The organism is Stenotrophomonas sp. 14P6.2.3 (genome assembly GCF_057799055.1).
Genome location: NZ_JBYOLA010000009.1, coordinates 80918 through 105606 on the forward strand (window position 1 = coordinate 80918; position 24689 = coordinate 105606).

Annotated in this window: 25 protein-coding genes; 5 read left to right on the forward strand and 20 right to left on the reverse strand. The window is 63.1% G+C overall.

Going from position 1 to position 24689, the window contains the following annotated elements; all coding sequences use genetic code 11:
* Window positions 1-115 precede the first annotated feature (115 nt).
* The 3 genes from AC27VL_RS09500 to ppsR form a co-directional block, all read right to left on the reverse strand.
* Window positions 116-604: an NUDIX hydrolase gene (locus AC27VL_RS09500; RefSeq protein ID WP_100552866.1), complete on the reverse strand. Its 489-nt coding sequence runs from the start codon at window positions 602-604 to the stop codon at window positions 116-118.
* A 40-nt stretch (window positions 605-644) separates the two neighbouring features.
* Window positions 645-1157, reverse strand: a complete 513-nt coding sequence (locus AC27VL_RS09505) for a DUF1249 domain-containing protein (protein ID WP_100552867.1) — start codon at window positions 1155-1157, stop codon at window positions 645-647.
* A gap of 218 nt (window positions 1158-1375) precedes the next feature.
* Entirely contained in the window at window positions 1376-2197 is an 822-nt protein-coding gene (gene ppsR / locus AC27VL_RS09510) for a posphoenolpyruvate synthetase regulatory kinase/phosphorylase PpsR (protein WP_089236004.1), read from the reverse strand.
* Between the two features lie 145 nt (window positions 2198-2342).
* Here ppsR and ppsA point away from each other — a divergent pair, with 145 nt between their 5' ends.
* Both ppsA and AC27VL_RS09520 read left to right on the forward strand, forming a co-directional pair.
* Window positions 2343-4721 carry a phosphoenolpyruvate synthase gene (gene ppsA / locus AC27VL_RS09515; RefSeq protein ID WP_089236005.1) on the forward strand — a complete coding sequence of 793 codons (2379 nt, stop codon included), beginning with the start codon at window positions 2343-2345 and terminating at the stop codon, window positions 4719-4721.
* A 151-nt stretch (window positions 4722-4872) separates the two neighbouring features.
* Window positions 4873-5766, forward strand: a complete 894-nt coding sequence (locus tag AC27VL_RS09520; RefSeq protein ID WP_100552868.1) for a mechanosensitive ion channel family protein — start codon at window positions 4873-4875, stop codon at window positions 5764-5766.
* 130 nt (window positions 5767-5896) lie between these two features.
* Here the strand turns inward: AC27VL_RS09520 and AC27VL_RS09525 are convergent, their stop codons facing one another.
* From AC27VL_RS09525 to tadA, 4 genes are all read right to left on the reverse strand, one after another.
* Window positions 5897-7012: an alkene reductase gene (locus tag AC27VL_RS09525; RefSeq protein WP_488766119.1), complete on the reverse strand. Its 1116-nt coding sequence runs from the start codon at window positions 7010-7012 to the stop codon at window positions 5897-5899.
* Between the two features lie 124 nt (window positions 7013-7136).
* On the reverse strand, window positions 7137-8009 hold the full coding sequence (locus AC27VL_RS09530) for an EcsC family protein (RefSeq protein WP_100554142.1): 873 nt from the start codon (window positions 8007-8009) through the stop codon (window positions 7137-7139).
* A 113-nt stretch (window positions 8010-8122) separates the two neighbouring features.
* On the reverse strand, window positions 8123-8695 hold the full coding sequence (gene orn, locus AC27VL_RS09535; RefSeq protein ID WP_100460358.1) for an oligoribonuclease: 573 nt from the start codon (window positions 8693-8695) through the stop codon (window positions 8123-8125).
* A 75-nt stretch (window positions 8696-8770) separates the two neighbouring features.
* Complete coding sequence (tadA, locus tag AC27VL_RS09540) at window positions 8771-9295, reverse strand: tRNA adenosine(34) deaminase TadA (RefSeq protein WP_108266414.1); 525 nt, start codon at window positions 9293-9295, stop codon at window positions 8771-8773.
* A gap of 158 nt (window positions 9296-9453) precedes the next feature.
* On the opposite strand from tadA, the gene AC27VL_RS09545 reads away from it, so the two are divergent.
* Window positions 9454-9891 carry an acetyltransferase gene (locus tag AC27VL_RS09545; protein ID WP_100552871.1) on the forward strand — a complete coding sequence of 146 codons (438 nt, stop codon included), beginning with the start codon at window positions 9454-9456 and terminating at the stop codon, window positions 9889-9891.
* A gap of 30 nt (window positions 9892-9921) precedes the next feature.
* Here AC27VL_RS09545 and AC27VL_RS09550 read toward each other — a convergent pair whose 3' ends face one another.
* Window positions 9922-10425 carry a GNAT family N-acetyltransferase gene (locus AC27VL_RS09550; protein ID WP_100554143.1) on the reverse strand — a complete coding sequence of 168 codons (504 nt, stop codon included), beginning with the start codon at window positions 10423-10425 and terminating at the stop codon, window positions 9922-9924.
* Window positions 10426-10770: 345 nt separating this feature from the next.
* Here AC27VL_RS09550 and AC27VL_RS09555 point away from each other — a divergent pair, with 345 nt between their 5' ends.
* Both AC27VL_RS09555 and AC27VL_RS09560 read left to right on the forward strand, forming a co-directional pair.
* Window positions 10771-11424, forward strand: a complete 654-nt coding sequence (locus tag AC27VL_RS09555; protein ID WP_100552872.1) for a hypothetical protein — start codon at window positions 10771-10773, stop codon at window positions 11422-11424.
* Entirely contained in the window at window positions 11421-12740 is a 1320-nt protein-coding gene (locus AC27VL_RS09560; RefSeq protein WP_100552873.1) for an XVIPCD domain-containing protein, read from the forward strand. Before AC27VL_RS09555 ends, AC27VL_RS09560 begins: the two co-directional genes overlap by 4 nt.
* Before the next feature lie 60 nt (window positions 12741-12800).
* Here AC27VL_RS09560 and AC27VL_RS09565 read toward each other — a convergent pair whose 3' ends face one another.
* From AC27VL_RS09565 to AC27VL_RS09620, 12 genes are all read right to left on the reverse strand, one after another.
* Complete coding sequence (locus AC27VL_RS09565) at window positions 12801-14183, reverse strand: hypothetical protein (protein ID WP_223880110.1); 1383 nt, start codon at window positions 14181-14183, stop codon at window positions 12801-12803.
* 95 nt (window positions 14184-14278) lie between these two features.
* Window positions 14279-15295 (reverse strand): XVIPCD domain-containing protein, encoded by a 1017-nt coding sequence (locus tag AC27VL_RS09570; RefSeq protein WP_100552874.1) that lies wholly within the window; start codon window positions 15293-15295, stop codon window positions 14279-14281.
* A 57-nt stretch (window positions 15296-15352) separates the two neighbouring features.
* On the reverse strand, window positions 15353-15889 hold the full coding sequence (locus AC27VL_RS09575; protein ID WP_100552875.1) for a hypothetical protein: 537 nt from the start codon (window positions 15887-15889) through the stop codon (window positions 15353-15355).
* A 321-nt stretch (window positions 15890-16210) separates the two neighbouring features.
* Window positions 16211-16738, reverse strand: coding sequence for a DUF4189 domain-containing protein (locus tag AC27VL_RS09580; protein ID WP_100552876.1), 528 nt, complete (start codon window positions 16736-16738; stop codon window positions 16211-16213).
* A gap of 39 nt (window positions 16739-16777) precedes the next feature.
* The gene (locus AC27VL_RS09585) at window positions 16778-17587 is read right to left on the reverse strand and encodes a hypothetical protein (RefSeq protein WP_488766124.1); all 810 of its coding nucleotides are present in this window, start codon (window positions 17585-17587) and stop codon (window positions 16778-16780) included.
* Window positions 17584-17790, reverse strand: a complete 207-nt coding sequence (locus AC27VL_RS09590; RefSeq protein ID WP_488766125.1) for a hypothetical protein — start codon at window positions 17788-17790, stop codon at window positions 17584-17586. Before AC27VL_RS09590 ends, AC27VL_RS09585 begins: the two co-directional genes overlap by 4 nt.
* 294 nt (window positions 17791-18084) lie before the next feature.
* The gene (locus tag AC27VL_RS09595; RefSeq protein WP_488766127.1) at window positions 18085-18627 is read right to left on the reverse strand and encodes a DUF4189 domain-containing protein; all 543 of its coding nucleotides are present in this window, start codon (window positions 18625-18627) and stop codon (window positions 18085-18087) included.
* Between the two features lie 398 nt (window positions 18628-19025).
* A complete protein-coding gene (locus tag AC27VL_RS09600) occupies window positions 19026-19415 on the reverse strand; it encodes a DUF4189 domain-containing protein (RefSeq protein WP_488766129.1) in 390 nt (129 codons plus the stop codon).
* Between the two features lie 147 nt (window positions 19416-19562).
* Window positions 19563-20084, reverse strand: coding sequence for a DUF4189 domain-containing protein (locus AC27VL_RS09605; protein ID WP_100552878.1), 522 nt, complete (start codon window positions 20082-20084; stop codon window positions 19563-19565).
* A 37-nt stretch (window positions 20085-20121) separates the two neighbouring features.
* Window positions 20122-21282, reverse strand: a complete 1161-nt coding sequence (locus AC27VL_RS09610; RefSeq protein WP_100552879.1) for a TrbL/VirB6 family protein — start codon at window positions 21280-21282, stop codon at window positions 20122-20124.
* 78 nt (window positions 21283-21360) lie between these two features.
* On the reverse strand, window positions 21361-22167 hold the full coding sequence (locus AC27VL_RS09615; RefSeq protein ID WP_133120084.1) for a hypothetical protein: 807 nt from the start codon (window positions 22165-22167) through the stop codon (window positions 21361-21363).
* A 23-nt stretch (window positions 22168-22190) separates the two neighbouring features.
* Window positions 22191-24629, reverse strand: a complete 2439-nt coding sequence (locus tag AC27VL_RS09620; protein ID WP_100552881.1) for a VirB4 family type IV secretion/conjugal transfer ATPase — start codon at window positions 24627-24629, stop codon at window positions 22191-22193.
* Between the last annotated feature and the right edge of the window lie 60 nt (window positions 24630-24689).

Below are 24689 nucleotides of genomic sequence, written 5' to 3' on the forward strand. Positions count from 1 at the left end.
TGACGTCAAATATTGCCCGGGTATTAATTAACCATCACATCCATGAGCATGCCGGGCAAGGCCGGTGCTCAATCAAGCGATCAGGATCAGCCTTCAATCTGATCTGCTCACCGCGTCAAAGACGGCTGAAGGACCAGCTCTGCATGCGTCCATCCCGGTAAGGCATCACCCCGTGGAACGGGCGCGGATCGGCATCGAACACCAGCGGCAGGAAGTTGCGGTCGCCCTCCCACATGGGCAGCGTGTCCAGCTTGTCCACGTCCACCCACTCCAGGGTGCCTTCGTGGTTGCCGCCGTGCGGGGCACCCTCGAAGCTGTCGATGACGAACACGAAACCGAACCAGTCTTCGCCATGCTTGCCGAAACCCGGCCAGCTGATGGTGCCGCGCAGGCGCATGGCGGTGCAGTCGATGCCGGCTTCCTCTGCGATCTCACGGCGCATGCCGGCGGCCACGTCCTCGGTGGGCTCGACCTTGCCGCCCAGGCCGTTGTACTTGCCCAGGTGGTGGTCACCCGGCCGGGTATTGCGATGGATCATCAGCACCTGGCGACGATCGGGCGAGAGCACATAGCCCAGGGTGGCGACGATCGGGGTATACGGCATGTGCGAATCCGGCGGCGGGTCAGCCGTGGATTATGGCCGATCAACGCACCAGCGACAGGCGACGATCGCCGGCACCCACGGTGTTGCCGTCAGGGTCAAGGCGCAGGGTAGCCACGCCATGGCCGCGTTCGGCCAGGTATTCCAGCCATTTGCCGAGGAAGGTGTTCATCCGCATGCGATGGCTGATCAGTTCGGCCGGCGGCGGGTACAGGCCCATCGTGTCCTGCCAGCGGCGGCCGACGTAGCAGTGGGTGGTCTCGGCCTGGCGCGCGTCCCGGTACAGACGGACGAAGGCCGATGGGTCAGGTTCACCGGTCACCGGGTCGGCCAGGTCGTAGGTCAGGCGCAGCTCCACCGTGTAGCGGTGGCACTCGATCACATCCAGGCGCACGTCCAGGCCGTCACCTACCGAGGAGACGTAGCTTCCCGCCACCAGCTCGGCCGGCGCGAACAGGCGCACCAGGTGGCGGTAATTCTCCGCGTACAGCCCCATCAGCCAGCTCAGCCGGCTCAGGCGGGGAATGCGCTCGGTACGGGGCAATGCTCGGGCCATGGGTTGATCCTACACGTTGGCCCTTCAACGTGGGGACAGTTCAACCCGCAGCCAAGCCGCCAACGGCGATCACCCCTGTAGAGCCGAGCCCATGCTCGGCTGCTCTTCGGCCAGAACCCGGTGGCCCAGCCGAGCATAGGCTCGGCTCTACAGGGCGCAGTTGAAGCGCCCATTGGTAGTGCCGGCCGCTGGGCGGCAGCGCGGCGCGAGGGAAAGGATCAATACAGCTCGCGCTGCAATCCCAGCGTACCCAGCACCTTGCTGGAGATCTCCTCGATCGAGGTATGGGTGGTGCTGAGGGTCGGGATGCGTTCCATCTGGAACATGACCTCCGCTGCGGCCACCTCGCGCTTGCAGGTGTCCAGGTTGGCGTAGCGCGAATTGGGCCGGCGCTCCTGGCGGATCTGCTGCAGGCGGTCCGGGTCGATGGTCAGGCCGAACAGCTTGCGTCGGTAGTTGCGCAGCCGTGGCGGCAGGCGGTCGCTCTCCAGATCCTCGTCGGTCAACGGGTAGTTGGCCGCGCGCACCCCGTAATGCAGGGCCAGGTAGATGCAGGTGGGCGTCTTGCCCGCCCGCGACACCGCCACTAGGATCACGTCGGCGTCGTCGTAATTCACCGCGATGCCATCGTCATGGGTCAGCGCGAAGTTCATCGCGTTGATGCGCCGGTGGTAGGTGTCGAAGTCGACCATGCCGTGGGCCTGGCCGACCCGGTTCAGGCGCGAGCTGGACAGTTCGCGCTCCAGCGGCTCGATGAACGGGGCGAACACATCCAGCATCAGCGCCCCGCTTTCGGACAGGATCACGCTCAGGCTCTGGTCCACGCAGGAGTTCACCACGATCGGCCGGACCTGGTACCGCTCCCCCGCCGCCTGGATCCGGGCACACGCTTCCCGGGCTTTTTCGGGGTCATCGACAAATGACATCCGGTCGGTAATGAAGCTGAACCCGGAGAACTGGGTCAGCAGGCTATGCCCAATGGTTTCAGCGGTGATACCGGTTCCATCGGAAACGTAGAACACCGGACGGATGGTCGACATGCGCGCATTTACCCCCTACGAAGCCTAAAAGGGCCGTCAACACAAGCTTGTGCCGACGGTGGTCTGCCCGGCATCATATCGGCTTCTTCCTACGGACGCGGCCATCCAAGCCCGCCTCGGGCGATGGCCAAACGGAGCATCGCGCTTGAACGAGAACATCCTGTGGTTGCACGAACTGCGTCTGGCCGACCTGGCCCGCGTAGGCGGCAAGAATTCCTCGCTGGGCGAGATGATCGGCAACCTGGCCGGTCTGGGCGTCTCCGTTCCTGGAGGTTATGCGACCACGTCTGAAGCCTTCAAGGACTTCATCGCGCACAACGACCTGTCCAAGCGCATCTTCGACAAGCTGGCCACGCTGGACGTCGAGGACGTCACCGCGCTGACCGCGGCCGGCAAGGAAATCCGCAGCTGGGTGATCGATGCGCCGCTGCAGCCGCAGCTGGACCAGGACATCCGCAGCGCCTACGCCAAGCTGAGCGCCGACAACGGTGGCGGCGACGTGGCCGTAGCCGTGCGTTCTTCGGCCACCGCCGAAGATCTGCCCGATGCCTCCTTCGCCGGTCAGCAGGAAACCTTCCTCAACGTCACTGGTGCCGACGATGTCGTGCACAAGGTCAAGGAAGTGTTCGCCTCTCTGTACAACGACCGTGCCATCGCCTACCGCGTGCACCACGGCTTCAAGCACGAAGACGTGTTCCTGTCGGCGGGCGTGCAGCTGATGGTGCGTTCGGGCGTGGGTTCGTCCGGCGTGCTGTTCACCCTGGACACCGAATCCGGCTTCCGCGACGTGGTGTTCGTCACCTCCTCGTTCGGTCTGGGCGAAATGGTCGTGCAGGGCGCGGTCAACCCCGACGAGTTCTACGTCTACAAGCCCACCCTGCAGGCCGGCAAGCCGGCGATCCTGCGCCGTTCGCTCGGCAGCAAGGCGATCCGCATGGTGTATTCGGATGTCCCCGGCGAGCGCGTCAGGATCGAGGACACCCCGGCCGAACTGCGCACCACCTTCTCGATCAACGATGAAGACGTGGCCGAACTGTCGCGCCAGGCACTGACCATCGAAAAGCACTACGGCCGCCCGATGGATATCGAGTGGGCCAAGGACGGTGTCAGCGGCAAGCTGTTCATCGTGCAGGCGCGCCCGGAAACCGTGAAGTCGCGCAGCCATGCCACCCAGATCGAGCGTTTCGCGCTGACCGAAAAGGGTGGCAACGTTCTCGCCGAAGGCCGCGCCGTCGGCGCCAAGATCGGTGCTGGCGTGGCCCGCGTGGTGAAGACGCTGGAAGACATGAACCGCGTGCAGCCGGGCGACGTGCTGATCGCCGACATGACCGATCCCGATTGGGAGCCGGTGATGAAGCGCGCATCGGCGATCGTCACCAACCGCGGTGGCCGTACCTGCCACGCCGCGATCATCGCCCGCGAGCTGGGCGTGCCGGCCGTGGTCGGTTCGGGCAACGCGACCAAGGTCATTGAAGATGGCCAGCTGGTCACCGTCAGCTGCGCTGAAGGCGATACCGGCTTCATCTACGAAGGCAAGCTCGGTTTCGAGCGCACCACCACCGATCTGGGCAACATGCCGCCGGCACCGTTGAAGATCATGATGAACGTGGCCAACCCGGAACGTGCCTTCGACTTCGGCCAGCTGCCGAATGCCGGCATCGGCCTGGCTCGCCTGGAAATGATCATCGCCAGCCACATCGGCATCCACCCCAACGCGCTGCTGGAATACGACCGCCAGGACGCCGCGACGAAGAAGAAGATCGACGAGAAGATCGCCGGTTATTCCGATCCGGTCGGCTTCTACGTGGACCGTCTGGCCGAAGGCATCGCCACCCTCACTGCCTCGGTCGCACCGAATCCGGTGATCGTGCGCCTGTCGGACTTCAAGTCCAACGAGTACGCCAACCTGATCGGCGGCAGCGGCTACGAGCCGCACGAAGAGAACCCGATGATCGGCTTCCGCGGCGCCAGCCGTTACGTCGATCCGAGCTTCTCGGCTGCCTTCGCGCTGGAGTGCAAAGCCGTGCTGCGCGTGCGCAACGAGATGGGCCTGGACAACCTGTGGGTCATGATCCCGTTCGTGCGCACCCTGGAAGAAGGCCGCAAGGTCGTCGAGGTGCTCGAACAGAATGGCCTGAAGCAGGGCGAGAACGGCCTGAAGATCATCATGATGTGCGAAGTGCCGTCCAACGCACTGCTCGCCGATGAATTCCTGGAAATCTTCGACGGCTTCTCGATCGGCTCCAACGACCTGACCCAGCTGACCCTGGGCCTGGATCGCGACTCGTCGATCGTCGCGCACCTGTTCGATGAGCGGAACCCGGCGGTGAAGAAGCTGCTGTCGATGGCGATCAAGTCCGCACGTGCCAAGGGCAAGTACGTCGGCATCTGCGGCCAGGGCCCGTCCGATCATCCGGATCTGGCAGAGTGGTTGATGCAGGAAGGCATCGAGTCGGTGTCGCTGAACCCGGACACTGTGGTCGATACCTGGCTGCGTCTGGCCAAGTTGAAGGCCAAGGGTTGAGCCGTTGATGCTTGATGGCTGACGTCGCTTTCATCGACGTCGGCCCATACTGAAGTTGCACGCAAGCCCCGCCTTCGCGGGGCTTGCTGTTTCTGGCGTCCGCGCACGCCATGTTCCTGTCGTACATGTTCCCGTTGCAAAAGGAGTCCGCATGATCGCCGCTGCCCCACCCTCGCCCGCCACGACGTCCTGGTTCCATTCGCTCGACTGGGAGCGTCTGCTGGAAACCTACGGCGTGCCGTTGCTCGCTGCCATCGTCGTGTTTCTGGTCGGGATGTGGGTCGCACGCCGACTGTCCAATGCGATGCCGCGCGCGACCACGCGCATGGGCATGGACCCGATGCTGGGCAACTTCCTGCGCAACGTGGTGTACGCCACCTCGCTGGTGATCGTAGTGCTGCTGGCCATCGATACGCTCGGCGTAAGGATCACTCCGCTGCTGGCCGTGCTCGGCACCGCCGGTCTGGCCGTTGGCCTGGCACTGAAGGATTCGCTGTCGAACATTGCCTCGGGCGTGATGCTGGTGACCCTGCGCCCGTTCCGCGTGGGCGACGTGGTGACCATCGCCGGGCAGACCGGCACCGTGCGCGAAGTACGCATTTTCCAGACCGTGATCACCGGTGCCGACAACCAGCACACCACCATTCCGAACACGCTGATCACCGCCGCACCGATCATCAACCTTACGGCAGAGCCCACCCGCCGCGTCGAACTGGTGGTGGGCATCGGTTACGAAGACAACATCCAGCTGGCCCGCGATACCGCACTGGCGCTGATGAAGGCCGACCCGCGCGTGCTGCAGACGCCCGCACCGGACGTGGTGGTGTACGAGTTGGGTGCGCACGCGATCAACCTGGGCATCCGCTGCTACGTGAAATCGGCCGATCACTTCGGCACCAAGGTCACCCTGCTGGAGCAGATCAAGCTGGGCTACGACAAGGCCGGCATCAACATCCCGTATCCGCAGCAGGACATGCACCTGTACCTGCATGGCAAGGATGGCGGCGTGGTCGAGGCAGACGCGCTGGTGCGCGACAGGCCCTGATCCGTCCCCGGGATGCCGGCCAGCGGCCGGCACTACCAACGCCCGCACTCCGGTAGTGCCGGCCGCTGGCCGGCAACCTCCATGATGCGGATTTCCCTGAAATGCCGGCCAGCGGCCGGCACTACCGGCATCAGGCAAATGCCGCCTCTTCCAGCGTCGGATAATCGGTAAATCCGACCGCGCCACCGCCGAAGTACGTCGCGCGATCAGGAAGATTCAGCTCCGCGCCCACGCGCAGGCGCTCAGGCAGATCCGGGTTGGCGATGAACGGCCGGCCGAAGCCGATCAGGTCGGCCCAGCCTTCCGCCAGCGCCCGCCCGGCACGCTCGGCGGTGTACTTGCCGGCGTAGATCAGCGTGCCCGGATAGATCATCCGCAGTGCCTGCTTGAACGCCACCGGCATCAACGGCGCATCCTCCCAGTCGGCCTCGGCGATGTGCAGGTAGCCCACACCCAGCTCGCCCAGCAGGTGCGCGGCAGCCAGATAGGTCGCCTGCGGGGTGTCGTCCACCGCCCCCTGCAGCGTGGTCAACGGCGCCAGACGCACGCCGACACGCTCGCCGCCAGCGACATCGACCACCGCCTGCACCACCTCGCGCAGAAAGCGCAGGCGATTCTGCAGCGCGCCGCCGTAGCCATCGGTACGCTGATTGGCCTGCGAGTCGATGAACTGGTTGATCAGGTAGCCGTTGGCACCGTGCAACTCAACGCCATCAAAGCCAGCGGCCAGTGCATTGCGGGTCGCCTGCGCATAGTCGGCCACGATGCCCGGGATCTCGTCCTCACCCAGCGCGCGCGGCATCGAGTGCTGGATCATCTCGCCCACGCCGGATTCCGGACCGGCGCCGGTGGGGTCGACAAAGACCTTCACCCCTTCGGCCAGCAGTGCCGAGGAAGAGACCGGCGCCGCGCCGTCCGGCTGCAGAGCAACATGGGACACCCGGCCTACATGCCAGAGCTGGGCATAGATGCGACCACCGGCCGCGTGCACGGCATCGGTGACCCTGCGCCAGCCCTGCACCTGCGCTTCGCTGTGGATGCCAGGGGTCCAGGCATAGCCCTGGCCCTGCGGGCTGATCTGGGTGCCTTCGCTGACGATCAGGCCGGCACCGGCACGCTGGGCGTAGTACTCGGCCATCTCTGCGGTGGCGACATTGCCGGCAGCCGCACGCGAGCGGGTCATCGGCGGCATCACGATGCGGTTGGGCAGCGTCAGCGCGCCCAGGCGGTGGGGGGTGAACAACATGGCGGCATTCTCTTGCGGGGGATTGCCGGCAAGGATGGGGATGGCGCTGCGCGCGCAACAGGCGCGTTCGTGCAAAACAGTTGTGCCGCCGAGGCAACGATGCCGCCTCCACGCATGGCGTGGATTACAACGTCGGCTCGATCAACACCCCGCCGTGCGCGATGCGGTCATAGCAGGTGCGCACCACTTCCTCGCCGTACTTCAGCTCCAGCCGGCGCACGATGAAATGGCCACGGGCCATGTCCTGGTAGTAGTCGGTGAACATGGTATTGAGCGTGGCGCCGGCTGCCGCACCGACGATCGGCACCGCCTGCGCGGCAAACTTCTCGGTGATCACCACACCGAAGCGCGCGGCGACCTTTTCCACCAGCTTGGCCAGCAGCTTGCCGGCTTCCTTCGGCGCCACGCCCAGGGTCAGGTCGCGTCCCGTCACCACGCGCCCGGCCAGTTCGGCCGACAGGTGGCGCATCACATCGGTGGTGAAGCCACGGGCCAGGTAGTAGCCGGTCTCGCTGGCATCGTCGCGCGGCGAATTGCCGCCCAGTGCGAACACCTCCAGGCAGGCCTGGCGGGTACTGAACTGCGATAGATCGAAGCCTTCGCTGCGGGCCACATCGGCCACCGCGCGCATCATGATCGTGGTCGACACTGGCAACTCGATGAACAGCGCGGCAAAGCCGAACGCACCACCAACCGCGCCCGACGTCGCCGCCGCCAGCTTGTGCCAACGTGTCGAGGCTCCCTTGCCAGGAGTGTTGTCCATGCTCCACAGCGCGGCCTGCACGGATTTGGACAACGCCGCCTGCACCGCGCCGTGGATGCGGTTGGACACCGAGGTGGGAAGCGCCTTCACCGCGAACTCCAGCGGCGTCCCGACCAGGTTGGCCATGCGTGCGGTGATCGTGGGTGCCTCGAGCAAGGCAACCGCCCGCTGCAGGTCAGACCAGTCGCCGGCGTCGTGGGCGATATCACGGGGCAGCAGGATGGGGTCATTCATGCGGCCGATCATAGCGCCGCGGAGTTGAACGCAGCGTAGTGCCGGCCGTTGGCCGGCAGCACCTGATCCTCACCTGCGCCGCAGGGTTGCCGGCCAGCGGCCGGCACTACCCATCAAGGGGTCGGCAGGCCCGACAGTGCGCCCATGAACTGGCGGTAGTGGCGCAGTTCGTTGATCGAATCGTGCACATCGCTCAGCGCGGTGTGGTTGCTGTTCTTGCCCACGCCAGCGGCCACGGTCGGCGCCCAGCGCTTGGCCAGTTCCTTCACCGTGGACACGTCCAGGTTTCGGTAGTGGAAGTACTTCTCCAGCCGCGGCATCTGCCGGTGCAGGAAGCGGCGGTCCTGGCAGATGGAGTTGCCCGACATCGGCGACACGCCGGCCGGAATCCACTGCGCCAGGAAGGCGACTGTCTGCGCTTCGGCCTGGCCGAGCGTCGTGGTGCTGTCGATGACACGCTGCCACAGGCCCGAACGACGATGCTGGTTGCGGTTCCACTCGTCCATCGCTTCCAGTGTTTCCAGCGGATGGTGGATGGCGAACTCCGGGCCCTCGGCCAGCACGTTGAGCTGGGCATCGGTGACCACGGTGGCGATCTCGATGATCGAATCGTTGTCGGTATCCAACCCGGTCATTTCCAGGTCGATCCAGATCAGTCGCTCGTTGGCCGCGCCGTTCTCTGCCATCGTGTCGCCTCGTTGCTGGGCAGGCACGAGGCCGGCCGGTAAAGGAAAGTGGCGGCCATCATACCCTTTCGCCACTCAGCCCTCGCCAGCGTGGTCCTCCAGCAGCAGCGGCGGCTTGCCGCGCTTGGCCCGGAAATAGTTGGTCAGGCGGTTGCTCGCCTCCTTGGCCAGCACGCCGGCATGGACCTCGACCCGGTGATTGTGGCGGGCATCACCGACCAGATCGAACACGCTGCCACAGGCACCCGTCTTGGGATCGCTGGCACCGTAGACCAGGCGCGCCACACGGGCATGCACGATCGCCATCGCGCACATCGCGCACGGCTCCAGGGTGACATACAGGGTGCTGCCGATCAGGCGGTGATTGGCCAGCATCCGCCCGCCCTCGCGCATGGCCACGATCTCGGCATGCGCACTGGGATCGTGCGAGGCAATGTTGAGGTTCCAGCCCTCGCCCAGCAGCTGACCGTCTGCGCCCACCAGCACCGCGCCGACCGGGATCTCGTCGAACTCACGCTGTGCGCGTTCGGCCAATGCCAACGCGTGACGCATCCAGTGCTCGTCGGCGTCGTGCACGGGCACGCCCAGGGTGTCGGTCATGGCGGTTCTCGAATTCGAACAGTTCAGCGCGACCGCAGTGTAGCGCAGGCCTCTGTGACCAAGTCGACAGCGCCTCGCAGGCCGCCTCCAAACGGCATCTTCCCTCCAGTTCCGGCCGCTATACTTGCGTGCACTTGCGAAGCACCTTGGACATGCCCATGACCACCCTGCGCCCTTCCCGCGCTACCGATGGCGACGCTCTCGTCGACCTCTGGCGCCGGGCCGTCGACGCCACCCATGACTTCCTCAGTGCCGAAGACCGCCAGGCCATCGACGCCGAAGTCGCCGGCTTCCTGCCGCACGCCCCGCTGGTCGTGGCAGTCGACGACCAAGACCGGCCGCAGGGTTTCATGCTGATCGACGGCTCGCACATGGAAGCGTTGTTCATCGATCCCGACGTGCGCGGAACCGGCATCGGCCGCCAGTTGCTGCTGCATGCGGTGGCCCGGCACCCGCAACTGACCACCGACGTCAATGCGCAGAATGCACAGGCTGTGGGCTTCTATCAGCGCATGGGTTTCACTGAAACCGGCCGCTCGCCGGTGGATTCGCAGGGTCGTCCATATCCCCTCATTCACCTTCGCCATCAAGGCTGACCGGCGCCCGGAGCGCCGGCCGTCCGCCGATCAACCGACCGCGTCGAACGCCGGCGAGTAACGTACCTCGCCCTGCGCCATCGGCGGCTGCAGGCACAGCGTCTGGAAGTATTCCGCCGGCACGCCCGGCAGCACCAGATCCGGCACGGCACGAAAACCAAAACGCCCGTAATAGCCTGGCTCGCCCAACAGCACGCAGCCCCGCGCGCCCTGCACGCGCAACGCCTCGATCGCGGCCCGCATCAATGCCGTGCCCACGCCATGTCCCTGCTGCTCCGGCAGCACCGAAATCGGCCCGAGCCCGAACCAGCCCTGGCTGCCGTCCTGCACACTGACCGGGGAAATCGCGACATGACCGACCAGTCGGCCGGCATCCTCCGCCACCAGCGAGATGCTCAACTCGCCACGCTCACGCAATGCATCGACGATGTGGTGTTCGGTGTGGCTGCTGTGCGGTGCGTTGCGGAAGGCCGCCTCGGTCAGCGAGTGGATTCCAGCAGTGTCTGCGGGCAGTTCAGGGCGGATGGAAAGCATCGTCGGCATGTCTTCGGAACGGATTGAGTAACTTGATCATCCCGGATCACCCCGCATCGAGGAAGCAACAGTCAGCGCCTGACGCCCGCTCTACACATGTGAAATCCGGATACGAATCACAGTTCGCCGCATCCAATCCAAGTTGATAGCGTCAAAATTTCGACTATTTCACTTTTTTGCCGCGAGAATCGCGCAATCTACCCCTCCCGGGTTCGGGATCGTGGTCACCAAGGAAAGGAGACATGCCGTGATTGCCCGTCTTTCCTCGCCAGCGCGGTGCGCATCTCCGTCGCCCGCTGCGTGCCCCTTCGCGAACGCGTTCACTCCCCCGACCGGAGGCTGACCGTGCGCCGCACGTCCCTCCCGTGTCTTGTCTTGCTTCTACTGATCGCCTGCAGCCCGGAGACCGCCATGAACCAGGAACTTGCTTCCGCCGAGTCCGATGTCGCCCAGGGAGGACGTGGCCTGGCCAAGCTAAACCCTTCACCGCGCAAGGCCTATGAGTTGGTACTGCGCCTGCAGAACCCGCCGGGCAGCTTTGCCGTGGTCGAAGGCGTTGCCCAGTACGACGTCAGCAACGAAGCGCAGTGCGGCTACATCGAGCCGGCCACCGGCGCTCCGGCACGCATCACCAGCCAGGAGCCGGTGACGCTGCGCAGGGTCACCGACAACGAGTACCGCGGCACCATCTACCTGGACCGCATGCTCGACGAGGACTACTACGGCCGCGGTGTCTGCCATTGGGCTTTCAGTGGTGCCGGTGCGATGTTGAAGGCGACCGGCGCCGACGGCGAGACCCGCTTCCTGTCTTTCATCGAGGCCGATCCGTTCGTCAAGGGCCAGAGCGAGACGCGCCATTATCCGCAGGGCGATTACCCGCGAGTGGCGGACCTGCCCGACTACGGCGCTACCGGCCAGAAGGACGCCAGCCGCTTCCGCCCGGAACTGCAGGACACGCTGTTCTCTGCCACGTTGACGGCCGATGAGGTGCAGCCGTGACCCTCGACAGCCAGGACTACGCCGCGCTGTCCAACGATGCCTACCGCGACCTGAAAGTCGGTCGCCGCGCCCCCGGGCAGGAAGAGCATGTAGCGCTCAACGGGCATGACTACAAAGTGCTCGAGCATGTCAGCAATCGCTTCAATGGCTATCAAGGCACGATCTATCAGCGCGTGGACACGCAGGAGATCGTGGTCTCCCATCGCGGCACCGAGCAGATCGCGCGCGATGGCCTTCTTGCCGACGGCGGCATGGTGGTCACCCGCTACAACGTGCAGGCCGCAGACGCGCTTGCACTGACCCAACGCGCCCTCGCCTACGCTGCCAAAGAAGGGCGCGACCTCGGCCAGGCGCCGGAGGTGACCGTCACCGGCCATTCGCTGGGCGGGGCGCTGGCCCAGATCAGCGCACACCACTACAACCTGAAAGGCGAGACCTTCAACGCCTATGGTGCGGCCAGTCTTGGCTACCGCATCCCCGAAGGCGGCACCAGCGTGGTCAACCACGTCATGGCTGCCGACCCGGTCAGTGCTGCCTCGCCGCACTTCGGCCAGGTGCGTGTTTACGCCACGCCCCGGGAGATCGACACGCTGGGTGATTGGGGCTTCAGCAACAGCCGTCTGCGCATCCTGATTCCCGACAGCGCACTGGGCGCGGCCGCCAATTCCTTCGGTTCACACAAGCTGGTCAATTTCCTCGGCGACGACTCGGTGCTGGGCAGGCCAGAGACACAGGCGTTGGCGCGCGACAACGTCAAGATGATCGACGAATACCGGGACAAGATGGAGCTGCTGCGCAGTGGCGTCACCACCGGTACGCGCGGCCTGCCGGGCGGAGTGAAGGATCTCTTCGACCATCTGCGCGGCCCGCTGGAACCGGGCGAACCCGCACGCCGCGAAGCGGAACGGCAGGGGCTCCCCCTCGGCATGCTGCGCATCGACGACGCCGGTCACGCTGGCAACCCCTTGTTCAACGACGCCCTGCGCGGCGTGCACGCACAGGACGCCCGCGTCGGCCGCATGCCCGATGGCATGAGCGCGCAGCTGGCAGGCTCCCTGGCTGCAGAGATGCATGCCGCCGGAGGACAGCGTATCGACGAGGTGCTGATGAGTGCCGACGCGTCACGCAGCTTCGCCCTGCAGGGCCAGGGCGGCGACCCCGGCCATCTGCGCGTGTCGGTCGACACTACCCGTGCGATGAACACGCCGCTTGAGCAGAGCAGCCTGCGTATCGACCAGCAGGCTGCCAGCCAGGCCTTGGCGCGCGAGCAGCAGCTGGAACAGGCCCAGACGACCCAGCGCAGCCTGCACGCCTGACGATTGCTGGAATGAAAACGGGAGCCGGCACTGCTGGCTCCCGTTGTTTTCTGCGGTCGATCAGGGGCTGGAAACCGCCGAGTTCGCCGTTGGCCCTGCCAGCACGTACGCATCCGGGCCGGAGTCCGGGAAACCGCCACAGGCCTTGTCACCCGGCGCTACGGGATCGCACGGCCACTGAGCGCGCGTCACGGTATCGCGCAACTCGAAGCGGGTGCCGTTCCAGACCACGAAGGCCAGGTGCTCACGGTTCCAGTCGCTGAAGCTGTGCGGACCGGTCTTCTGCGGCGATTCCGGGTACTGCACGAACCAGCGCATGGCCGGCCCGTACTGCAACTTGCTGTGGTCGAGGCTGACCTTGCCTTCGCCGGCGCGGTGACGGGCACGATCGGCCTCGGCGATCGACGGTGCCGCCGGCATTACCTTCGCAGTGATGTCCTGCGGCACGCCGTCGCTGCCAACCAGGTAAACGCGCTGGCGGACGTAGGCCTGCCCGCAATTGCCGGCTGCGAGCCGGACCGGATCTGCAGTGTTCTCGTTTGACAGCGCGCCATCGGCACAGTCGAACGGCGCCGAGACCAGGTAGGTGGTCGTCGACGCATCCGCACCTTCAAACGAGCGCACCCAGATGTCGCCCAGGCGGGCGATGAAGTCCGGGCGCTGACCCATGCCAGCCACAGCCTTGAACCATGCCTTCTGGCGCACCTCACGCTCGCGCCAGCTGCGCGGCAGGTGGATGTCCTGCTCAGGCAATGCCACCAGCAGCGCCGCCAGATGCGGCGGCAGCGTGCCCTGGCAGGCACCGATCATCAGATCGCCCTGCGGTGCCAGGCGCCCGGCCAGATCGACCGGGCAGCGCGCACCGAGCTGGCGCTCGGCGGCCTGGTCCGGTGCCAGCGGGATGATGGGTGGTGCAACTTGGGCTGGCGGTGGGACGGGTGCCATGGCCAGTGCGGTGCCGGGCACCTGTGCAGCGGCGGCAACGGGGGCCGGCACCTGCGTGGGAGCCGGCGGGGCTGCGACAGGGGCTGTTGCGACAGGCGCAGCATTGGTGGAAGCAACGTCGGCCGCTGGTACTGCCGGTGCTGGCGCGGCAGGTTCGGCGGCGACGGCTTCCGGAGCGACACCCGTCGCCGGTTCCGCCTGCGGTGCAGGTGCGGGCGGCATGGACGGCGAAGGTGCAGCAACCACGGCCGGCATCAGCTCGGGCGCTGCGACGGGAGCCGGTGCAGGAACAGCATCCGTTGCAGTGACAGCGGGCGTCTGCGCGTCCGCTGCGGCCACGATCGGTGCCGGCACAGCCTCCTCGACGGCGGGAGCCGCCGGAGCGTCCGGTGCCTGTTGTGCGTGGGCCATGGCGGCAGCCAGTCCCAGCGGCAAGAGCAACAGTGCCGAAGCGCGACCACGCTGGGCCACGTTGGAACGCAGGAAAGTGTTTCGCATGTTGTGTCCTTACAAAGAGATCCATGTAGGCACCCGAGGGTGCTCGGTGTCGTGCGATGGGCCCGCCGGTCTCCGACCTGCAGGCGGTGCCCAGATTACAGCGATCGCGGGCGGTTCTGCTCCTGCTCGCGGGTAACCGAAGCGGCCTGTTCCTGGCGGGAAGAGGCTTCGGCCGCCAACTGCTGGCTGCTCTGCTCCAACGGCAGCTGGGCGGCGGCCTCACGCTCCACCATCGAGCGCTGCATCGCCGGGTCCCCCATGGCGCCCTGCACCGCAAACAGTGCCCTGCCATCGGTACCGGCCACCACGTGGTCGATGCGACTCATGCCGGCCTTCTGCGCGCTCAGCGCCAGGGCGCCGGCCGTATTGTCCAGCTCCTGCTGGCTGCGCAGGCCGCTCTGCGGCCCCATCTGCTGTAGATGGCCGCGAGCGTCGGTGAACAGCCGGTTGCCGGCATGGGCCGGATCGGACATATCGCGCGGGCGCTCAGGCAGCTGTGCGCGCTCACCCACTTCGCCGCGGGCAAGCCGGTCCATCACGTCAGGGGTCAGCTTCTGCTGCCACGCCTCGAAACGCTTGAGCCGATCCTCCACCCCGTTGACGGCGCCGTTGATGGCGTAGGTCGCCTCGCGCACGTCCTCGCGCGCCTGCTCCGGCACACGGTTCTGCCATTGCCACACGGCGATGCGTCCTGCATGTTCCGGCTGCGACGCCAGCTCGGGTTGATTGACCAGGTCCAGGTCCAGCGCAGTGCCGGCGCGCTGGTAGCTTTCCTTGCCGGTCAGCGGCAGATAACCGCGCCCGTGGTACTTCAGCGCATCACCAGGCGCATCGTTGCCCATCCGGCCGCCATACATCAGCTCGGCCAGGTCATCCGGACGCCCTCGCAGGGCTTCCTGGCGCGCGGACTCCAGCGCCTCGGTGCCATTGCGCCACGCCGCTTCCACCGGGATCTGCGAGATGCCCCGGGTGTAGTTGAAGCTCTCGTTGAGCCGGCTCAAGCCGCGCGACTCGTGCCCTGCCTGAGCCATGAAATTGGCCAGTTCAAGGGGGGAGTCGATGCCGGCGTTGGTCGCCTGCCGCAGCAGTTGCGACTCTCTATCGGTCGACACAGTGCAACTCCTGGATGTTCATCAGCGCGGATTCCTTTCCGCCGGTTGGAGCTTGGCTCATGGAAGCGACACCTCGGCGACACTGGACGGGTCGAAGTCCTCGAACCGCACCCTGCCCAGTTCCGCCACCGAGAAGTCCCGGATGTTGGTCGCTTCGGTCTCGATATCCACGACCTTGCGTCTCACCCCATCCACCCAGCAGGACTTGTCCGCCGATGCATAGCGGAACCGGTACGTGCTGCTCCAGCGCTCGCGGCTGCCGCCGTTGGTGATCACGCTGAAGGTGTCTTCCTCAACCATTGCATACGCAAAAGGGTCACCGGCCAGGCCACCGCGGGTAGAACACGGCACAAGCTTGTCGTTGCGCGCGGCCAGCTGCCAGCGCCCGCGCCCGTCACCGCGCAGCAACAGCAGCACCCGGTTCGGTCCGTGCTGGCCGGGCACCAGCCCTTCCGGCGTCGGCTGGTCGATGACCAGCAACTGGTACTCGATGCCATCGCCGTTGAGCTCGCCCCTGACGGCTTCGAGCAGGTTCGCACCGGATGGAACAAATGCCAGGGCATCGTCCATGTGTGCGCCAAACCTGTCTTCCATCCCCTCCCACTCCTTCAATGTCGTCTTGCCGATGCCCGCCTCCCTGGCCGGTCGGAACGCGGTGTCCCGGCTCGCCCGCGCCTGCGCAGATGCGGATCATAGCCCCGCGCACGGCGTGGCCGCGATAGTGGCAAGCGTCACCCGTCGGACGGGCGGACAGAGTCCTCATTGGACGGAAAAGCTCCTGCGTTCGGTGGCACTGGCGCGTCATTTTTATGACGCGCGGGGAGCTTACCGCGAGGAGCTTTGCCGCGTCGAAGGTCGGGAGAAGCGAAAAGCGGAATTGATCACATAAAAACTGGGCTTAACGTGAATGGTGCCCTACCTGATGAACAGATCCGCGGTGCAGGCCGTGTTGGCGATCCTGCATTGATCCTGTGGCATCTGCCGCCATGCAGCCTTCGCGCTGCATTGCTGCATCGCGACAATGACCGCACCCTGTTCGGACATGGCTGCGACGACGCTAGTGGTTTCAGTACCCAGCCCTGCGTGTGCGACCGCCACGCACTGCGCCTGGAACAGGGTCGCCAACGTGCATTCACCCTTGCCGAATTCCCTGCACTCCTTCATGGACGCGCGCTTGGCCTTGCCCCGCGAACGCATCGAGTTGCTGATGAACGTGTCGCCGCGGGCATCCATCGCCACGCCGCGCACGGTCTGCGCCCAGCTGGGGCGATTGCTGTACGGCGAGCCTGTGCTGCTCACGGGGATGGGCGCGCAACCCTGCACACCCTGGCCACCGATGGGATACATGCCCTGTGGGCAATTGCCTTCAGCCATTGCAGTAGAAGGCAGCGAGCCCGCAACCAGCAGCAGGCACGACAAGATAGCTTGGTGGATTCGCTTCATGGCTTCCCGGATTCCCGGCGGCTTGGCCTGTAGCCACGATCAGCGCAACTGCTGCGCGCACGTGGCCCCTTGAGTGGCGTAGTCACGGACGTAGCCGTCCATCGTCAGCACCGTGATATCGCAGCGGTTGTTCACGTCACTGACGACATGCCCGTATACGTTCAACCCCTGAACGCGTTCGCCACGATGCAGGTACAAGGTGCGCGAACCATCGGTCCCATTCTCCACACGGTCCGGCGTGCCCCATGTCCGCACGAACTCCTGCTCGGTCTTGCCGATCCACATGTCCATCAGATTGTTGCGGCCCACGCGGTTGGCTGCGCGAAGCGACTCATCCAGAACGCGGCTGGTCTCCTTCTGGCCACGCGCCAGATTCGCTTCCAGACTGCGCTCAGCCCGGTCCATTTCGGCGTCGGTCGGCCGATAGGTGAACGCTGGGCGCGTGCCATCCTTCCACAGATTGCCCCATATGAAATTCGCAGGTGACTGGCCGACGTCACCGATGGGCAGGAAGCCGCGCTTCATCATTTCCGCCGGCACTTTCGCCTTGGGGTCAGGCCCGACGAGGCAGGCAAAACGCACCAGTTGCACCTGCCAAGGCTCGACTGCCTCGCTGGTCGGATCGAATCTCTCCGGTGGGACATCCTCGATCGCACGGTCGCGCCATTGCACTAGACTCATCTTCATAGCCACGGTGTTACGCGCACAGTTCACCGAGTACTTCCTGATCAGCCGATTCGGCTTGATCGCGTTCTCGTAAACCGTATTGACCTGGATCTCGTACACCGGATCCGGGCCAGAGAGGGGCTCACCAGGCTTCGGCGGTTTCTTGCGGCGCAATTGCTTCAAGTACGCGTTCTGCTCTTCCGGCGTGGCAGCTGCAGAAAACCGACCAGGTCCGCGCGGCTGCTGAGCGTTTGTGCATCGACTACCCACGCTTCACGGTTGGGCATGTCGCCACCGGCGTAAATGACCCAGCTGTCGGCGGCGTGTGCTGACGAAGCCAGCGCCAGAGCGCCGACCAGCATCACTACACGAAAGGGATTCTGCATGATTCGTTCCTTCGAATGGCATGGAGACTTACGACCGCTCCGACAAGCGCAGCGCAAGCCCGCAACTTGTCCAAGCCACTACGATACCGTGCGTTGCATCAGCAACGTATCGGATTTTTCCTACGAATCACACTGATGCGTGGCCCATGTGTCGACGAAAAAATTCATCAACCAGCGTCTAGCAGGACACACCACTCAAATTATCTGCGACCGAAGACATCCCTCTCGCAGGCAAGAATGCACTTCATTTTTCGCGCAGATACGATGGCGCAGGCGCGTTCCGCTCCACGTGAATCAGAATGACTTGAAAAGGGGTTCGGTGCAGTCGGTATAACGAATTACACACGTCCCGCCGCCTCTGGAAGCGCAATACTTCAATACTTCAGCGGAAGCAACTTCCTTTGAAGGCCCAGCAGATATGGAAATGCGGCCATTGCTTCCCTTTTCTGGATCCGCGTAAGCAACACACTGGTTCTTGTATGTAATAGCTGTCGAGCAGTCAGTGGCGCCGTATGTTGCGCAGCGACCCCGCGCCTCCTTCTCCGCCTCTGACTTGGAGCGTTTTCCAACCGACGCGCCCATGCTGCCTGTAGCGTCCGACATGGAAATTGCCCCCCAAGTCTTGATCCATCGCCCATTAGGGCGCAAATCACCACCGCCGCTTCCAGCATTCGGAATCGGCGCGCAGCCCTGCACACCCTGTCCACCGATGGGATATTGACCAGCAGGACAGCCACCTTCAGCAAAGGCAGCATGCGAGGCACCGAGAAGAAACAAGGTAAATAGTGCCTTCGCCTTCATGTGACCCTCACCCATCAGACCGACAAGACAGGTCATTGATCTTGATCATCTAGATGCAGAATCCAGCATTCGGAGGAGCGACCCATACTGACTGCAAACCAACCAAGACCGACCAATTGATTCTGCAAGATGCTCGAGAGAAGTTCGGGCAAGCGCGCTGAGGATCATCGACAGCTTTGAGGCTCGCTTATTCAGGGAAACAATAATCCGAAATATTGACGACAAAGGGGGAGGCACAATCACCTCCATCCGACCATCCCTACAGCCTGGCGACGCATCGAAAACCATCAACCTACCCTTACCAAGGCATACTTCTCAATAAGAGTGAAAAAGTGGCTCCGTGCAATCGCTGTACAGAACTTCACACTGGTTTTCGTTACGAGCTGCGCAGAGCTTTAGCACTTCAGTCGAAGCAACTTCCTTTGTTGGCCCCCTCACGGCAGAAACTCGCCCCCCGCGCTGCTCTTTTTCGGATATGCATATGCAACACACTGATTCTTATAGGCGATCAAAGCCGTACAGTCGCTAGCGCCGTAGGTAGTACAGCGATCCTTTGCTTCCTTCTCTGCTTCTGCTTTGGTTCGCTTCCCAACAGATGCCCCCATGGCACCCGTAGCGTCAGACTGGTAGATCGCTCCCCAGGTCTTAATCCAACGACCGTTCGGTTGCAGATCACCACCACCACCTCCTCCCGGAATCGGGGCGCAGCCTTGAACACCCTGCCCTCCAACTGGATACTGCCCAGCCGGACACCCTCCCTCTGCGTAGGCTGCACAGGACAAAGCGAGAAGAGAGAGAGTAAGGAGTGCCTTCATCTTCTTCATACAATTTTCATCGTCAAGCAAATTAAGGCCGCGGAGGCCGGCTTCCTGAGAAGTGACCGGTCTGCGCGCACTGCTCGGCGAAGCGCGATCTTGCCAACACTCTCGCCGAATACGCCGGAAGATACGAATTGGGACTTAGCAGCCAGCTCAATAGCTATGAAATGTTGGCTCAGTACAATCAGAGTAAGACACTGCACACGCGTCGCTTGCGCCACCACCTTGTTTACAGGCTTGTGTCGCTCGCTCAACGGCAAGCTCTTTGGTCGCTGCGGTCGAATAATACACCCCTCCCCTTCTTCCCCCTGCAGGAGCGGCAGCAGCGACACACTGATTCTTGTATGAAAAATTCTCGCCGCAGTCTTTCGCGCCGTATGTGGAGCATCGCGCTTTCGCTTCCGCAAATGCTGCGGCCTTGGATTTTTGTCCTACCGAAGTTCCCACATCAAGAGTCGAAGGCGAAATTGAAATTGCGCCCCACGTCTTGGTCCAGCGGCCATTCGGGCGCAAATCGCCTCCGCCGCTCCCAGCACTTGGTATCGGCGCGCAGCCCTGAACACCTTGCCCACCGATCGGGTACTGCCCAGCTGGACAGCCCCCTTCTGCAAAGGCAACAGATCCGCCGGCAAAGAAGACAGCAAGAGTGAGTGTGAACTTGACCAATGCTTGCATGCTGCTCGACTCCATATTCCTATGCCTACAACCTTGATCACTGCCCGCCGGAGTAGGCTCCACGGAGGCCACTGTCCTGCTTGCTAGGGCCAGTTTGCTGGGGAGTGACAACCCTCCCCATACCGAGATTAGCGTTAGCATCTCGAGATCCACTGTCCGCCTCACCCTTAGACGGAGCCGACGGCGTATAGGTACCCGCCGGTCTACCATCCGAACTCGGCGCACCGGCGGCACCGCCGCCTATCTGCGAATATGCCATGAAGGTACCCAGTGTGCCCTGGAAGAACATCGCGGCCATTGGGGGCGCAGTCAGGATCAAGGTGGTGAGAATCAGCCCCATACCGCCCTGTTGCATGGCCTGGCTGGTCATGCCGTCGGCCAGTGCGCCGTCAAGCAGATACTTGTCCACCAACGCTGTCGCCCAGAACGAACCTGCAACGCGGATGACCATGTCCAGCGCGATCGACACCATCGCTGCCAGAACCGCCATCGAGAACATCGTTCCGATTCCGTAGAACAACCATCGCTGGAACAACTGCTTGGTCTGCTCGAACAGTAGGCAAAGAATGAACAGTGGTCCCAAGCCGATGAACAGTGCCATCGCGATCTGGTACAGCAGCAACATCGCGCCCGCGGTAATCGCTGGACCACCGGTACCCAATCCGATGAAGATCTGCGCCTGGGTTTTCTGACCCTGCAGGCTTTCGTCCTTCAGCACCTGGATCGCGTCGATGCTGGACAGGGCGACCTGCATCCAGGCAAGGGATTGGTCGATCTGCTTTTCCGGCGGGTCGTCCTTACCGGTCACCACGTGGGAGATCAGCCCCTTCACATCCTTGTTGAGGAAGTCCTGCACGTTCTGACCGAACATCGCCATGGTAGTGGCCACGCTGACGATCAGCGCGGCACGCGCCATATTGGTAACCAGCACCATCATTGAATCTCGGCTGCGCCCTGTGACGATGCGGAATCCCTGGATCAGCACCCACAGCGTCATGAGGGTGAGAGCCATGAAGCCAACCCACTTCATCATGTTGCCCAGCAGCTTGATGCCAAAGTCATTGATACGGTCCTGGAGGAACTCCAGGATCAGCCGGAAGAACATGAAGTCGCCGATTGATTGGATGCGTACGGCATATCCAAGCAACTCGTGCAGGCCTCCCGAGAAGTCAAAGCTGGCAATCAGCGCGATGTTCATTTCCACAATCCTTTGGCGATTCCACTTGCCTCCGACCGGACACCCTGCCCGGCCGGTGCTTCATAGGTCCAGCTGCGATCAATCAATGCTCAAGGCGGTCTTGAGCGCAGCCGTGCGCACCAGATCGCTCGCAAGCTTCTTCGTAGGATCTCCCTTCAGTGCGGCCTGAGCGACCACGTTCTGATTGGTTTCCATCACTGCGATGTAGGCGTCGTACGCCTGCATGCGCCCCACCCATTGTTGGGACAGTGCCTGAATCTGATTACCCAGGCGCTTGGCATCACTGTCGGCCGCCTGCACGTTGCCGCTCTGGTTGCTCTGCCTGCGCGCCATGAAGTTCGCGTACATGGCCTTCTCAATTTCTTCGGACGTAGTCGTCATGAAATCGATCGAATCATTGAACTTCCGGTTCTGCATCATGCGGATGTTCACGCAGATCTGCTTCTGCTGCTGTTTGATATCTGCGGTCGGCTTGAAGCCCACCGCATCGACAAGATTGGTCAGGCTAAGTCCCGTCGCATCCTGGCCACACGTCTCTGCCACCAGATAATTGTCCTTCACACGCTTCAGCTCCTGCGCCTTCGGCATGTTCATCATAAAACTCATAGCACTGAACAGCGAGCGCGCGTCATCAATCTGCTGTTTGACTTCATCCCAGCGTGTCTTTTCTTTGGCGTATTCATTAATCTGATCCAGCCAAGTGTATAAATCCTGCAAGATCGAGGTGTAGTCGATCACCGGCATGCCTGCGTTGGCATTTTGTGCGCTGACCAGCAGTGCACCAGAAAGGACAAATGCACCAAGACGCGAGCGGCGCGGACCGCGGCCAGTACCACGAGCCTTCTTCGGGTTATTCATTTCAATCTCCGTGTTCGAAACAGTCATCTTCGAATTCCCTGCTACCGCAATCACGCGGCGTCCGAGCGGGCAGCCTTGCCCGAGCCCTTTCGATTCTTGTAGAAATCTTCAAGCCACTGTTCCGGCGTCAATTCATCCACCGTCACCCGTGCGCGTACCGCAGCTGTCTGCAATACGCGGTGCATGATGTCGATGTTGTCGGTGGACGCCGAGATCACCGACAGAATGTCATCCATACCGCGCAGGTTGAGCTGACATACGCTGGAAGCGTGACCCTGCTTGACCAGGAAACAGCGCGAGCGCTCATCCAAGGCGGTGACCACCTTGAACTCGGCCTCGGTCAGCTTCAGGCCTTCCATGTAGTCGCTCTTGCTGGCATTGGGATTGGGCAGCAGAATCAGCGTTGCGGTCTGTTCGATCAGTGCCGCCGAGATGTCGCTCTTCAGCGCGTCTTCCGGGCTCTGCGTCGCGAAGATGCCCAGGCCATTCTGCTTACGGATGGTCTTCTGCTTGTTCTTGGCGAATTCCTTCAGGCCACCCTCGCCGTCCAGGATCTTCCAGAATTCGTCCATCACATAGATCAGCGGGCGACCGTCGATCAGCGACTCCAGGCGGTGCAGCAGGTAGTTGATGACCGGCACACGCACTTCGGGGTTGTCGATGATGTCGGTGTAATCGAAACCGATGATGTTGGCCTTGCTCAGGTCCACGGTATCCACCGGGTTATCGAACACCCAGCCCAGCGAATTGCCCGAGGTCCAGCGGCGCATGCGCGCGTACAAGCCGTCGTCACCCATGTTGGGCAGGCTCTTCTGGAAATTGGTCATGCTGCGCAGGTGCATTGGCGTGTCGAGCATGCTCTCGACCGCGCGATAGATATCCTCCTCTTCGCGGGAGCTGTACTCACGCTTGCCTGCCAGCACCTTGATCAGGTCTGCCAGAAACTGCACATTGCCTTCGTTGTTCTCACACTGGAACGGGTTGAAGCCGGTTGGCGCACCGTTCTCCAGCGCCAGATAGTTGCCGCCGCAGGCGCGCACGAAAATCTCCGCACCGCGGTCCTTGTCGAAGAAGAAGATCGTGGGCGACGGTTCGTACTTCTGCACCTGGCTGAGCAGGAAGTTGATCAGGGCGGTCTTACCGGTACCGGACTTGCCGATCACCATGGTGTTGGCGATCGCCTTTTCACCCAGCGAGTTTTCCGACGGGTGGGTGGCATGGAAGTTGAAGTAGTACGGCTGGCCGTTGGTCGTCTGCAGCGTAGTGACGCAGTCTCCCCAGGGGTTGTTGTGCTGCTTGCCGGTGGCGAAATTGTGCAGCGGCGACAAGCCGAGGAAATTCAGGGAGCTGACATTGGCAATTCGCGTACGGAAGCGCCAGTTGGCCGGGATCTGAGAGTAGAACGACGAGGTGACCGCAAGGTCTTCCTTGGTGGAGACGAAGCCGGCATTGGACAGTTCAGCGCGGGTCGTTGCCACGTTCTGCGACAGCTTTGCCTGACTGTCGCCGTAGACCGCCATGATGAAGTGGTACTCGCCCAGCACGAAGTTGCCAGAGGACAACTGATCCATCGCCTGATCGAGCTCGACGATCTGGCTGACGGCCTTGTCGCCGGAGGAGATCATCATGCCCTTGGTACGGTCCAGCACCTTCAGTGCATCTTGGCGCCCCATCGGGCTGAAAGAATGGGTAATGACGTACTCGTAATCCAGGTACTTCAGGCCGTTCAGGATGCCGGGGTAGGTCCCCTCGGCGTATTCCTTGATATTGAGGATTGCGCCGAAGTGATTGGCACCGTTGGGCGTGTTGATCACAAAATCGCCGGTCTTGGCCGAGAACATATGCCGGCTGACTGGCAGATAGTCCTTCACAGGCGCCGACAGCACCGGTACCGGCTCATCGATGCGGTTGATCAGGTAACCGAACAGCTCCAGCGTCTCAGAGAACACCACGCCATTCTTGGCCTCGTACATGCCCAGGCGGTAAGGCGCATAGTCGCGGATGACCGCCTCGACGTTGCCAGCCAGCTCCATCAATTTTTCGACCGCCTGCTCCTGCTCGGCGCGCAGCCTGTCCACATTCGCGGACTTTTCCACGAAGCGCTTACCGGCCACCACCGGACGATAGATCATCGTCAGGTAAAGCTCGTTCTGCATGATGCGCTGCGAGGACAACATGCCCATGTACTGATCGGACACATCCTGGTTGAAGCGCTGTTTGAATTGGCTCTTGCCCTTGAGCGTGCGGCGACGGCGGATGTCATGCACCCAGAAGGCGACATTGACGAAATCCGGCGCGCGCAGCGTCTGCAGCAGACGATTGAAAGTGTTGTGGCGATGCTCCAGCTCCCATTCCTCGCGACCGACGAACGGCAGCCCTTCCAGATGCCAGGTCAGCAGGTAGTCGCCGCCCGTGGTCTTCACCACGTTCGGGGCTACATGCGATGACAGGGGAACAAATTCGCTGATGGAGGTATCTGGGCTGAACATGCGACTGCTTCCAATGGGGTACTGCCGACAAAAATTCGGAGTGGCTGCGGCGGGCAACTG

Excerpts from the sequence above, each read along its gene's own strand:
- AC27VL_RS09500 (WP_100552866.1), bottom strand. The coding sequence starts at position 604 with ATGCCGTATACCCCGATCGTCGCCACCCTGGGCTATGTGCTCTCGCCC.
- AC27VL_RS09505 (WP_100552867.1), bottom strand. The coding sequence starts at position 1,157 with ATGGCCCGAGCATTGCCCCGTACCGAGCGCATTCCCCGCCTGAGCCGG.
- ppsR (WP_089236004.1), bottom strand. The coding sequence starts at position 2,197 with ATGTCGACCATCCGTCCGGTGTTCTACGTTTCCGATGGAACCGGTATC.
- AC27VL_RS09520 (WP_100552868.1), top strand. The coding sequence starts at position 4,873 with ATGATCGCCGCTGCCCCACCCTCGCCCGCCACGACGTCCTGGTTCCAT.
- AC27VL_RS09525 (WP_488766119.1), bottom strand. The coding sequence starts at position 7,012 with ATGTTGTTCACCCCCCACCGCCTGGGCGCGCTGACGCTGCCCAACCGC.
- AC27VL_RS09530 (WP_100554142.1), bottom strand. The coding sequence starts at position 8,009 with ATGAATGACCCCATCCTGCTGCCCCGTGATATCGCCCACGACGCCGGC.
- orn (WP_100460358.1), bottom strand. The coding sequence starts at position 8,695 with ATGGCAGAGAACGGCGCGGCCAACGAGCGACTGATCTGGATCGACCTG.
- tadA (WP_108266414.1), bottom strand. The coding sequence starts at position 9,295 with ATGACCGACACCCTGGGCGTGCCCGTGCACGACGCCGACGAGCACTGG.
- AC27VL_RS09545 (WP_100552871.1), top strand. The coding sequence starts at position 9,454 with ATGACCACCCTGCGCCCTTCCCGCGCTACCGATGGCGACGCTCTCGTC.
- AC27VL_RS09550 (WP_100554143.1), bottom strand. The coding sequence starts at position 10,425 with ATGCTTTCCATCCGCCCTGAACTGCCCGCAGACACTGCTGGAATCCAC.
- AC27VL_RS09565 (WP_223880110.1), bottom strand. The coding sequence starts at position 14,183 with ATGCGAAACACTTTCCTGCGTTCCAACGTGGCCCAGCGTGGTCGCGCT.
- AC27VL_RS09575 (WP_100552875.1), bottom strand. The coding sequence starts at position 15,889 with ATGGAAGACAGGTTTGGCGCACACATGGACGATGCCCTGGCATTTGTT.
- AC27VL_RS09580 (WP_100552876.1), bottom strand. The coding sequence starts at position 16,738 with ATGAAGCGAATCCACCAAGCTATCTTGTCGTGCCTGCTGCTGGTTGCG.
- AC27VL_RS09590 (WP_488766125.1), bottom strand. The coding sequence starts at position 17,790 with ATGCAGAATCCCTTTCGTGTAGTGATGCTGGTCGGCGCTCTGGCGCTG.
- AC27VL_RS09595 (WP_488766127.1), bottom strand. The coding sequence starts at position 18,627 with ATGACCTGTCTTGTCGGTCTGATGGGTGAGGGTCACATGAAGGCGAAG.
- AC27VL_RS09600 (WP_488766129.1), bottom strand. The coding sequence starts at position 19,415 with ATGAAGAAGATGAAGGCACTCCTTACTCTCTCTCTTCTCGCTTTGTCC.
- AC27VL_RS09605 (WP_100552878.1), bottom strand. The coding sequence starts at position 20,084 with ATGCAAGCATTGGTCAAGTTCACACTCACTCTTGCTGTCTTCTTTGCC.
- AC27VL_RS09610 (WP_100552879.1), bottom strand. The coding sequence starts at position 21,282 with ATGAACATCGCGCTGATTGCCAGCTTTGACTTCTCGGGAGGCCTGCAC.
- AC27VL_RS09615 (WP_133120084.1), bottom strand. The coding sequence starts at position 22,167 with ATGACTGTTTCGAACACGGAGATTGAAATGAATAACCCGAAGAAGGCT.
- AC27VL_RS09620 (WP_100552881.1), bottom strand. The coding sequence starts at position 24,629 with ATGTTCAGCCCAGATACCTCCATCAGCGAATTTGTTCCCCTGTCATCG.